This is a genomic window from Pseudomonas sp. FA-1, assembly GCF_056856075.1.
Map to the genome: position 1 here is coordinate 152,018 of NZ_JBWXTH010000006.1, position 9,671 is coordinate 161,688.

The 9,671-nt window shown below is 63.9% G+C and carries 13 protein-coding genes; 8 read left to right on the plus strand and 5 right to left on the minus strand.

The features are described from left to right. Window positions 1-1,446, plus strand: coding sequence for an ATPase domain-containing protein (locus AC1MHZ_RS13160; RefSeq protein ID WP_368829121.1), 1,446 nt, complete (start codon window positions 1-3; stop codon window positions 1,444-1,446). Window positions 1,447-1,458: 12 nt separating this feature from the next. Then, on the plus strand, window positions 1,459-1,818 hold the full coding sequence (locus AC1MHZ_RS13165; RefSeq protein WP_084855644.1) for a response regulator: 360 nt from the start codon (window positions 1,459-1,461) through the stop codon (window positions 1,816-1,818). A gap of 64 nt (window positions 1,819-1,882) precedes the next feature. On the opposite strand, the gene csrA is transcribed toward AC1MHZ_RS13165, so the two are convergent. The 5 genes from csrA to modA all read right to left on the minus strand — a co-directional run bounded on the left by csrA (window position 1,883) and on the right by modA (window position 5,939). Then, entirely contained in the window at window positions 1,883-2,080 is a 198-nt protein-coding gene (gene csrA, locus AC1MHZ_RS13170; protein ID WP_043211735.1) for a carbon storage regulator CsrA, read from the minus strand. A gap of 262 nt (window positions 2,081-2,342) precedes the next feature. Next, on the minus strand, window positions 2,343-3,353 hold the full coding sequence (locus tag AC1MHZ_RS13175) for a DNA topoisomerase IB (RefSeq protein ID WP_324815424.1): 1,011 nt from the start codon (window positions 3,351-3,353) through the stop codon (window positions 2,343-2,345). A 57-nt stretch (window positions 3,354-3,410) separates the two neighbouring features. Then, window positions 3,411-4,499 carry a molybdenum ABC transporter ATP-binding protein gene (modC, locus tag AC1MHZ_RS13180; RefSeq protein ID WP_084855642.1) on the minus strand — a complete coding sequence of 363 codons (1,089 nt, stop codon included), beginning with the start codon at window positions 4,497-4,499 and terminating at the stop codon, window positions 3,411-3,413. Window position 4,500: 1 nt separating this feature from the next. Then, entirely contained in the window at window positions 4,501-5,181 is a 681-nt protein-coding gene (gene modB, locus AC1MHZ_RS13185; RefSeq protein ID WP_482966472.1) for a molybdate ABC transporter permease subunit, read from the minus strand. Further along, entirely contained in the window at window positions 5,181-5,939 is a 759-nt protein-coding gene (gene modA, locus AC1MHZ_RS13190) for a molybdate ABC transporter substrate-binding protein (RefSeq protein WP_482966473.1), read from the minus strand. Before modA ends, modB begins: the two co-directional genes overlap by 1 nt. Window positions 5,940-6,118: 179 nt before the next feature. On the opposite strand from modA, the gene AC1MHZ_RS13195 reads away from it, so the two are divergent. From AC1MHZ_RS13195 to gacA, 6 genes are all read left to right on the plus strand, one after another. Then, window positions 6,119-6,616, plus strand: a complete 498-nt coding sequence (locus tag AC1MHZ_RS13195) for a PaaI family thioesterase (protein ID WP_084855639.1) — start codon at window positions 6,119-6,121, stop codon at window positions 6,614-6,616. Between the two features lie 72 nt (window positions 6,617-6,688). Further along, complete coding sequence (locus tag AC1MHZ_RS13200; RefSeq protein ID WP_084855638.1) at window positions 6,689-7,384, plus strand: glutathione S-transferase N-terminal domain-containing protein; 696 nt, start codon at window positions 6,689-6,691, stop codon at window positions 7,382-7,384. Between the two features lie 220 nt (window positions 7,385-7,604). Continuing rightward, on the plus strand, window positions 7,605-7,991 hold the full coding sequence (locus AC1MHZ_RS13205) for a DUF488 domain-containing protein (RefSeq protein ID WP_084855637.1): 387 nt from the start codon (window positions 7,605-7,607) through the stop codon (window positions 7,989-7,991). Between the two features lie 22 nt (window positions 7,992-8,013). After that, complete coding sequence (locus tag AC1MHZ_RS13210; protein WP_084855636.1) at window positions 8,014-8,448, plus strand: GNAT family N-acetyltransferase; 435 nt, start codon at window positions 8,014-8,016, stop codon at window positions 8,446-8,448. Between the two features lie 142 nt (window positions 8,449-8,590). Beyond that, window positions 8,591-8,974, plus strand: coding sequence for a helix-turn-helix domain-containing protein (locus AC1MHZ_RS13215; RefSeq protein WP_324812708.1), 384 nt, complete (start codon window positions 8,591-8,593; stop codon window positions 8,972-8,974). Between the two features lie 58 nt (window positions 8,975-9,032). Further along, entirely contained in the window at window positions 9,033-9,671 is a 639-nt protein-coding gene (gene gacA / locus AC1MHZ_RS13220) for a response regulator transcription factor GacA (protein ID WP_084855634.1), read from the plus strand.

Consider the following 9,671-nt stretch of genomic DNA (forward strand, 5'->3'; position numbering starts at 1 on the left):
ATGGCAGAACCACTCAAGCGCCTGGCGACGGGCATCGAAGGGCTGGACATACTGCTCAAGGGCGGCCTGTTGGCGGGAGCGTCCTATATCGTCCAGGGGCCGCCAGGGGCAGGCAAGACCATCCTGGCCAACCAGCTGGCGTGTAGCCATGTGCGAAGCGGTGGCCGAGTGCTGGTGGCGACGTTGCTCAGCGAATCCCACGAGCGCTTGTTCCAATACCTGTCTACCCTGGCGTTCTTCGACCCGGCCCTGGTCGGTGACCAGATCCAGTTCGTCAGCGCATTCGATACCCTCGAGCAAGAGGGTCTGGATGCGGTGGTGCGGCTGTTGCGCCAGGAAATCGCCCGCCAGCAAGCCAGCCTGTTGATCGTCGATGGTCTGCTTAATGCCCGCGTGCGCGCGGAAACCAGCCTCGATACCAAGAAGTTCGTCTCGGAACTGCAAGGGCACGCGGCATTCGCCGGGTGCACCGTGCTACTGCTGACCAGTGCTCGCCTCCAGGAGGGCAGCCCCGAGCACACCATGGTCGATGGCGTGCTCGAATTGAGCGAGCAGTTGGTGGGCAGCCGTGCGGTGCGCCAGATCCAGCTGCGCAAGACGCGGGGAAGCGGCGCGTTGTCGGGCTTGCATGAATGCCTGATCGACCAGGGTGGGTTGCAGGTCTTCCCACGTCTGGAGGCGCTGTACAGCCATCCCAGCCATCCGGGCTCGGCCACCTTCACCCGGGTGTCCACCGGCAGCACCACGCTCGACGAAATGCTCGGCGGCGGCGTAGGCCAGGGTTCGGTAAGCCTGGTGATGGGGCCATCGGGTATCGGCAAGACCTCCCTGGGCCTGGCGTTTTTGTCTGCCTCGACCGCGCAAGCGCCGGGCCTGCATTTCGGTTTCTACGAAACACCTGCCCGGCTGGGCTTGAAAGCCACGGCGCTGGGGTACGATTTCGCGCGGCTCGAGCGCGAGAAAGCCCTGGAGCTTTGTTGGCAGACCACCACCGAGGGGTTGCTCGATCAACTCGGGGCGCACTTGCTTCGGCGTGTCGAGCTGCTGGGGGCGCAGCGGGTGGTGATCGACAGCCTGGGTGCCTTCAGCCGCTTGGCTATCGATCCGGCGCGGCTCAATGCCTTCTTCCGTGCCTTGATGGGCGAGTTGCGAGCGCGGGACGTGAGTGTCCTGGCGACTTGGGAAATGCGCGATATCTTCGGTTCCGAGATCACCGCGCCCGCCCCGGACCTTTCGAGCATTGTCGACAATCTGTTGCTGATGCGTTTCGTCGAGCTGGACTCCCGGCTGCGGCGCATGGTTTCGGTCCTCAAGGTGCGCGACAGCCATCACGACCCGGCGTTGCATGAGCTGCGCATGGGCCCGCAGGGCATTTTCCTGCACAAGGCCTTCGAAGGTGCCAGCGGGGTGCTGTCGGGCACGCCCGTACCCTCGGGGAGTGACTGATGGTATAGCGCGATGAACACGATCCTGATCGTCGATGACGAATACCTGATAGCCGACATCCTCGGGTTTGCCTTGGAGGACGAGGGCTTTCTGGTGGAAAAGGCGAGCAATGGCTGCAAGGCCCTGGATGCGCTGAAGGAAAAACGCGTGGAGTTGGTGATCACCGACTACATGATGCCCTTGCTCAATGGCGAGGAGCTGGTCAGGGCGATTCGCGATGAACTGCAACTGGCAGACCTGCCGGTGATTCTCATGAGCGGCGCGCAGGCCAACCAGGGGCGTATTTGCCCCGAGTTGTTCGACGCGGTATTCGACAAGCCGTTCGACATGGACAGGATGATCGCCAAGGTGCGCGAACTACTGGGCACCTGAGGCGCTACCCCGCGTGGGCGGGCCGATTGGTCAAGCGCATCCGTGCGGCTCGAGGCAAGGGCGGTCAGTGCTGGTCGTCGTTTTTCTCCGGGGCCGGGTTGCCTGCCTGGATGCGTTTGAAGATCTCTTCGCGATGGACCTGGACATCCTTTGGTGCATCGATACCGATCCTCACTTGCATCCCTTTGACTCCCAGAATGGTGACTTTGATGTCATCGTCAATGACGATGCTTTCGCCAACCTTGCGGGTGAGTATCAGCATGTAGTTCTCCTTGGTGATGATGTAGTCCGCGCGGCCTTTTACCGCAGCGGTGGGAGCTGGTCCCTCTTCCTTCTCATTAAAGACGCTTTCGGCGAAGAGTAATTCCCCCGCAGATAAATTCTGTTACTTGTCTTCAGTCGCAGGTGCCGAAACCAACCGTAAGGTGATGCGGCGAAGGCGCTCGATGGCAAGGATAGGGGGCTGGCGGCCAGATGGGAAATTTCTCTGCTAGATAGAGTAAATAGAGCAATACAATAAGCGTTTATTTCGTTAACGCCTGTAGGAAAAGTAGCAATGACGCCTCCTCAGGCTCCAGCCCCCGGCGAGGCTTGACCCGTGGCAAGGCGGCCAGCCGCCCCTGCTGGTAATGGTCGAGCACGGCGGGGTGAATGTAGCAGCGCCGACAGACCGCGGGTGTATTGCCCAGGCGTGCAGCTACCTGTCGGACAATCGCCGCGACCTGGCGCCGGGCTTCGCTTTCCGACTCCCAGGCCAGGGGGCGCAACAGGTCCAGGGCCAGGACGCTGCCTGCCCAGGTGCGGTAATCCTTGGCGGTGAAGTCGGCACCGGTCAGCTGCTGCAGGAACTGGTTGACCTCGCTCGACCCCACCGCATGGCGCTGGCCGTTTTCGTCCAGGTATTGGAAGAGCGTTTGCCCAGGCAGATCCAGGCAGCGCTTGATCAGCCGCGCCAGGCGCCGGTCACGCAGGCTGACATTGTGCTCGACGCCCCGTTTGCCTCGGAACTGAAAGCGTATGGTACTGCCCTCGACACTGACGTGGCGGTTGCGCAGGGTGGTCAACCCATACGACTTGTTCTCTTTCAGGTATTGCCGGTTGCCGATACGAATCAAGGTACTGTCGAGCAGGCTGACCACCAGGGCCATGACCCTCTCCCGATCCAGGCCAGGCCGCGCCAGATGCTGTTCCAGCTGCCGACGCAGGTCGGGCAGTACCTGGGCGAAGGCCAGCATGCGGTCATATTTGTGCTGGTCGCGCAGTGCCCGCCATTGCGGGTGGTAGCGATACTGCTTGCGCCCGCGGGCATCGCGGCCGGTGGCTTGCAGATGGCCCTGAGGGTCGGGGCAGATCCATACCTGGGTGTAGGCCGGTGGTATCGCCAGGGCGGCGATGCGGGCGAGGGTCTGGGCGTCACGTATGCGCTGGCCTTCGGTGTCGAAATAATGGAAGCGGTCGCGCCAGCGGCGCCGGCTCAGGCCAGGTTGGCTGTCGTCTACGTAATGAAGCGCTGCAGGCAGCGGGCAATCGAGCATGGGCGGTTGTCCATCGAACGGTCACAGATCAATGGACAACGGCCCCCAGGCCATTGCTCAGCCCAGCAGCGCCACCGACTTGATCTGCGCCCACAGCATCTGGCCTGGGTGCAGGTCGAGGTGGTCGGCCGAATAGCGGGTGATACGTGCCAACAACGGGCTGCCAGAGGCATCGAGGCTCACCAGGACGTGCGCCGGATTGTCCGCCGGGCGGCATTCGCGGATACGCACCGGCAGGCGGTTGAGGATGCTGGATGCATGGTCGGCACCCAGCGCCAGGCTCACGTCGCGGGCCTGCACTTTCAGGCGCAGCGGCTTGCCAAGGGTGAGCGCAGGGTGTGCGATGCGTAGCAGCGGCCCGTCGCTGCCGTGCAGACGCACATCGAACAATTGGTAATGCGCATCATGGCCGACCACGACGCCTTCGAGCACCACGCCGGCGTCTTCGCCCTGGGCGAGGGGCAGGTCCAGGCGCGCCAGGGTTTCGCCGACCGGGCCGCAGGCCAGGGCGCGGCCCTGCTCCAGCAACACCAAGTGGTCGGCCAGGCGCGCCACTTCATCCTGGGCATGGCTGACATAGACCAGCGGGATCTCCAGTTCGTCGTGCAAGCGTTCCAGATAGGGCAGGATCTCGCGTTTGCGCGGCGCATCCAGTGCCGCGAGCGGCTCATCCATCAGCAGCAGGCGGGGGCTGGCGAGCAAGGCGCGGGCAATGCCGACCCGTTGCGCCTCCCCCCCCGACAGCGTCGCCGGCCGGCGCTCGAGCAGCTCGCCGATACCCAGCAGGTCGCAGGCATGTGCCAGGCTGACCTTGCGTCCGTCTCGGTCGATACGTCGCCAGCCGAATTCCAGGTTGCCACGCACCGACAGGTGGGGGAACAGGCTGGCTTCCTGGAATACATAGCCCAGCGGCCGTTTGTGCGGTGCCAGGAAAAAGCCGCTGGCGCTGTCCTGCCAGACGTCGCCATTGACCTCGATATAGCCGTCGGCTCGCTCCAGCCCGGCCAGGCAGCGCAGGCAGGAGGTCTTGCCCGAGCCGGAGTGGCCGAACAGCGCGCTGACGCCGCGCCCGGGCAGGTGCAGGTCGACATCCAGGGTGAAGTCGCCGCGCGCCAGCTTCAGGCGCGCCAGGATCGATGGGGGCATGTCAGCTCCAGCCTGCCTTGCCATGGCGCCCGGCATAGAGCGTCAGCAGCACCAGGAACGAGAACACCAGCATGACACCGGCCAGCCAGTGGGCCTGCGGGTAGGCCATGGCCTCGACGTGATCGAAGATCTGTACCGAGACCACGCGTGTCTTGTCGGGGATGTTGCCGCCGATCATCAGCACCACACCGAACTCGCCTACGGTATGGGCGAAGCCCAGGACACTGGCGGTGACGAAGCCGGGCCTGGCCAGCGGCAGTACCACATGGATGAAGGTGTCCCAGGGGCTGGCGCGCAGGGTCGCGGCCACCTCCAGCGGCCGCTGGCCGATGGCGCTGAAGGCGTTTTGCAAAGGCTGCACCACGAACGGCATGGAATACACCACCGAGCCGATCACCAGCCCTGCAAAGCTGAACACCACGCTGCCCAGGCCCAGGGCCTCGGTCGCCTGGCCGATCCAGCCGTGGGGGCCGAGGGCGATCAGCAGGTAGAAGCCGATCACGGTCGGTGGCAGTACCAGGGGCAGAGCCACCACGGCCCCGACCGGCCCGCGCAGCCACGAACGGGTACGAGCCAGCCACCAGGCGATCGGCGTACCCAGCACCAGCAGGATCACGGTGGTCAGGCTGGCCAGCTTGAGCGTCAGCCAGATCGCGCCCAGGTCAGCGGCGTCCAATGGCATCAGATGCCATACCCATAGGATTTGATCACCGCGACTGCCTTCGGGCTCTTGAGGTAGTCGACCAAGGCCTTGGCGGCCGGGTTGTTCTTGCCTTTATCGAGGATCACCGCGTCCTGGCGGATCGGGTCGTGCATCTGCGCCGGGACGATCCACGCCGAGCCGCTCTGCACCTTGCCATCTTTGTAGACCTGCGACAGGGCCACGAAGCCCAGTTCGGCATTGCTGGTTGAGACGAACTGGAACGCCTGGGTGATGTTCTGGCCCTCGACCAGCTTGGGCCGGGTGGCTTCGGCGAGGCCGAGCTTGTCGAGCACCTGGGTGGCGGCCAGGCCGTAGGGCGCGGTCTTGGGGTTGGCGATGGACAGGTGCCGGTAGTCGCCGGTCTTCAGGACTGCGCCTTGCGCGTCCACATAGCCGGGCTTGGCCGACCACAGCGCCAGGGTGCCGATGGCATAGGTGAAGCGGGAGCCGGGAACGATGCGCTTTTCCTGCTCGAGCTTGGCCGGGGTGCTGTCATCGGCGGCGAGGAACACGTCGAACGGAGCACCGTTGCGGATCTGCGCATAGAACTGACCCGTGGCGCCATAGGCAGCCACCAGCTTGTGGCCGGTGTCCTGCTCGAAGGCCTTGGCGATGGCCTGGATGGGCGCTGTAAAGTTGGCCGCTACAGCCACCTGGACGTCGTCGGCCCAGGCGCTATTGCAGGTGATCAGGCTGGCCAAGGCACTGGTAGCCAGGAACGGTAGGCGGATGCGCATGGGGTGGTCCTTGCTGGGCGGGTATCGTTATGGCGTCAACTATATAGCGATCGAGTGCCGGCCGGGAAGGGGCTGGCGCGTCAGGGGCGGCCCGGCCGGAAAGGGCATTGGCGGGCACCGGGGCAGGGCGCTACCATCGGCGGCGATGTCCTTCCCACTTCAACAAGCACAGGAAGCGTATGAACGAACAAGCTCTCTCTTTGCAGGAGCTGGCGGCCCCGGAAGGCACGTGCTTCGGCTGCGGTTGCTCCCACCCCAGCGGCCTGCACCTGAAAAGCCATTGGGACGCCGACGGTATCCACCTGCTGTGCCGGCATTCCCCCGACAGCGGTTTCATCGGTTGGCCGGGCCTGGTCTATGGTGGCCTGCTGGCCATGCTGGTGGACTGCCATTCCAACTGGACCGCCATGGCCTACCACTACCGTGCCGAAGGGCGCGAGCCAGGCAGCCTGCCGCGTATCGACTGCGTCACCGGCACGCTCAACCTGACCTACCTCAAACCCACCCCGATGGGCGTCGAACTGCTGCTCAAGGCCCGGGTGGAAGGTGAGGTAGGGCGCAAGAGCCGGGTTGTCTGCGAGGTTTGGGCAGGTGACGTGCTGACCGTCACCGCCGACTCGCTGTTCGTCCGGGTGGATACCGAGAAACTCAAGCTCAAGGCCCACGGCCAGGCGTGACTGTACGGGGAAGTAGCCGGCGCGGCGGGTTGGTTCTAGAGTGATAGGTCCATTTCTCCCAAGGGTTGACCCATGACCGATCTCGGCGCATTCCCCATTACCCGCAAATGGCCGGCGCAGCATCCCGAGCGCCTGCAGCTGTACTCACTGCCCACACCCAACGGTGTCAAGGTATCGATCATGCTGGAGGAGATCGGCCTGGCCTACGAGGCGCACAAGGTCAGTTTCGACAACGACGAGCAGATGAGCCCCGAGTTCATCTCCTTGAGCGCGAACAACAAGATCCCTGCCATCCTCGATCCTAACGGGCCGGGTGGCCAACCTTTGCCGTTGTTCGAGTCTGGGGCGATCCTGCAGTACCTGGCCGAGAAGACCGGCCAACTGCTCAGCCAGGACCCGGCGACCCGCTACCAGACGATTCAGTGGCTGATGTTCCAGATGGGCGGCATCGGGCCGATGTTCGGCCAGGTGGGCTTCTTCCATTTCTTCGCTGGCAAGGCGTACGAAGACAAGCGCCCTCGGGACCGCTACGTCAACGAGTCGAGGCGCCTGCTGGGCGTGCTCGACCGGCATCTGAACGGCCGAGAATGGATGGTGGACGAATACAGCATCGCCGATATCGCGATCTTCCCGTGGGTGCGCAACCTGGTTGAGCGCTACAACGCCCGGGAACTGGTGCATTTCGACGAGTTCAAGGACGTCCAGCGCGTGCTGGCCAACTTCCTCGCGCGCCCCGCTGTGCAGCGAGGCCTGACCATCCCAGGCTGAGCCCAGCCCCTGGGTATACAGCCCCGCGGGAGTGGACTTGTCCCGCGATCAGGCCAGGCCGGCTAATCACCGTCGCCTGGCAAGGGCTTCGCCCTTGATCGCGGCGCAAGGCCGCTCTCGCACAGATGCTGCACAATTTCCCTCGCAGCCCATGCCTGCGCGTGACCTCGGTCAATGTTCGCCCTAGGCTTGTCAGGAAAGAATGGCCCAGGAGAACACGATGATTCGCTGCAAGCGTGTCTATGACCCGATCGAGGATGGCGACGGCCAGCGGGTGCTGGTCGATCGCCTGTGGCCGCGCAACAAGCGCAAGGAGGACCTGCACGGTCAATGGGCCAAAGAGGTGGCGCCCTCCGATGCCTTGCGCAAGGCGTTCCATCATGGCGAGGTCGATTTTGCCGGCTTCACCGAACGCTACCAGCAGGAACTGGCCGCCCACCCCGAGCATTGGTACCCGCTGCTGGACCTTGCTGCAAAAGGGCCTCTGACCCTGCTGTATGCGGGCAAGGACACCGAGCACAACAATGCCCAGGTGCTGGCCGCCTGGCTGGAGGATGAGCTGGAGCGTCGTGGGCCGGGTAGCTCGCCGGTGTGCTACGCCCACTAGCCGTCATGGGAGAAGGCTGCCGATGCCCTTTGAACTGACCCCGGCCAGCGATGCCCATTGCACCTTCGCCCGGGACCTGACCCGTCGGGCCATGCTGCCTTACTACCGCGAGTTCGACTTGCTGTGGATCGAGGAAGCCTTCGACGAAGCCTGGCACTGGCGCGAGCAATGGCTGGTGGTGGAGGGGAAGCGCCTGCTGGGCTACTGCAGCCTCAGCCAGGATCGCCAGGCCTTGTTCATCCGCGAGCTGCACTTGCTGCCTGAATACCGTGGCCAAGGCGTAGGTGGCTGGGTGCTGGAGACCTTGGCCGGCTGGACGGCCCAGCGGCACCTGCCATTGCTGCGGCTGATGGTGTTCCGCAGCAACCCGGCCCGTAGGTTGTACAGCCGGCACGGCTTCGTCGAAATGGGCGAGGACGAATGCTTCGTCCGGATGCAGCGCACGATTGGTGGCTGACTGGTCGGGCAATTTCTGACTGATAGCCCAACGATGGCTTGCACAGATTGGATCCTAAAAGGCATAGTGCCATCTGGGTTGTCGACCATTCACTCGAAGGTCGCGCTGCATCGTAGTCGAAGGACAAGAGGAAGGGAGTCGCATGAATGGATTTGGCCCGCGCCTGCGGGAGGAGCGTGAGCGTCTGGGGCTGACCCAACGGGTGTTCGGCGAGATCGGCGGCGTCGAGCCCAATGCCCAAGGCAAGTATGAAAGCGGCGAGCGTACGCCTCGGGTCGACTATCTGGCTGCCTTGGCGAACCGAGGCGTGGATGCCCTCTACGTGCTCAGCGGTGTGCATACGCCTGCTCCCCTGGCCAGCCTCACCCTCGAGGAAGACCGCCTGCTGGGGATCTTCCGGCGCCTGCCCGAGGCAGACCAGGCCGCGGTACGACATCTGTTGAGCCGCCTGTCCGTCGAGGTGGGTGAGCGAGAAGCGCCGAGAATGCGCAAGATGGACCGGCAGGCACTTTTCGAACTAGGTTAGCGGCGGGAAAGTTTGTTAAGGTGGCGGGATCCAATCGCCCCATTGACGAGGTGTCTGCTTGATTAGGGTCTTGGTGGTCGATGATCACGATCTGGTGCGTACTGGCATCACCCGCATGTTGGCCGATATCGACGGCTTGCAGGTAGTCGGTGAAGCGGATTCCGGCGAGTCGGCGCTCAAGCTGGCTCGCGAGCTGAAGCCGGACGTAGTCCTCATGGACGTGAAAATGCCAGGGATCGGCGGCCTGGAGGCGACCCGCAAGCTGTTGCGCAGCCATCCGGACATCAAGGTAGTCGCGGTGACCGTGTGCGAGGACGACCCGTTCCCCACGCGCCTGATGCAGGCCGGCGCTGCCGGCTACCTGACCAAGGGCGCGGGCCTGGATGAAATGGTCCAGGCCATCCGCCTGACTTTTGCCGGGCAGCGCTATATCAGCCCGCAGATCGCCCAGCAATTGGCGCTCAAGTCGTTCCAGCCCCAGGGCTCGCCGTTCGATGCGCTGTCGGAGCGGGAGATCCAGATCGCCTTGATGATCGTCGGCTGCCAGAAGGTGCAGATCATCTCGGACAAGTTGTGCCTGTCGCCCAAGACCGTCAATACTTACCGTTATCGGATCTTCGAAAAACTCTCGGTCACCAGCGACGTCGAACTGACCTTGCTGGCCGTTCGCCACGGTATGGTTGACGCGAACCTGTAA

Bases quoted from the DNA above. Each gene is read 5' to 3' on its own strand.
- csrA (WP_043211735.1), bottom strand. From the start codon at position 2,080: ATGCTGATACTCACCCGCAAGGTTGGCGAAAGCATCGTCATTGACGAT.
- AC1MHZ_RS13205 (WP_084855637.1), top strand. From the start codon at position 7,605: ATGATTCGCTGCAAGCGTGTCTATGACCCGATCGAGGATGGCGACGGC.
- AC1MHZ_RS13215 (WP_324812708.1), top strand. From the start codon at position 8,591: ATGAATGGATTTGGCCCGCGCCTGCGGGAGGAGCGTGAGCGTCTGGGG.
- AC1MHZ_RS13210 (WP_084855636.1), top strand. From the start codon at position 8,014: ATGCCCTTTGAACTGACCCCGGCCAGCGATGCCCATTGCACCTTCGCC.
- AC1MHZ_RS13165 (WP_084855644.1), top strand. From the start codon at position 1,459: ATGAACACGATCCTGATCGTCGATGACGAATACCTGATAGCCGACATC.
- modC (WP_084855642.1), bottom strand. From the start codon at position 4,499: ATGCCCCCATCGATCCTGGCGCGCCTGAAGCTGGCGCGCGGCGACTTC.
- modA (WP_482966473.1), bottom strand. From the start codon at position 5,939: ATGCGCATCCGCCTACCGTTCCTGGCTACCAGTGCCTTGGCCAGCCTG.
- AC1MHZ_RS13175 (WP_324815424.1), bottom strand. From the start codon at position 3,353: ATGCTCGATTGCCCGCTGCCTGCAGCGCTTCATTACGTAGACGACAGC.
- AC1MHZ_RS13195 (WP_084855639.1), top strand. From the start codon at position 6,119: ATGAACGAACAAGCTCTCTCTTTGCAGGAGCTGGCGGCCCCGGAAGGC.
- modB (WP_482966472.1), bottom strand. From the start codon at position 5,181: ATGCCATTGGACGCCGCTGACCTGGGCGCGATCTGGCTGACGCTCAAG.
- AC1MHZ_RS13200 (WP_084855638.1), top strand. From the start codon at position 6,689: ATGACCGATCTCGGCGCATTCCCCATTACCCGCAAATGGCCGGCGCAG.
- AC1MHZ_RS13160 (WP_368829121.1), top strand. From the start codon at position 1: ATGGCAGAACCACTCAAGCGCCTGGCGACGGGCATCGAAGGGCTGGAC.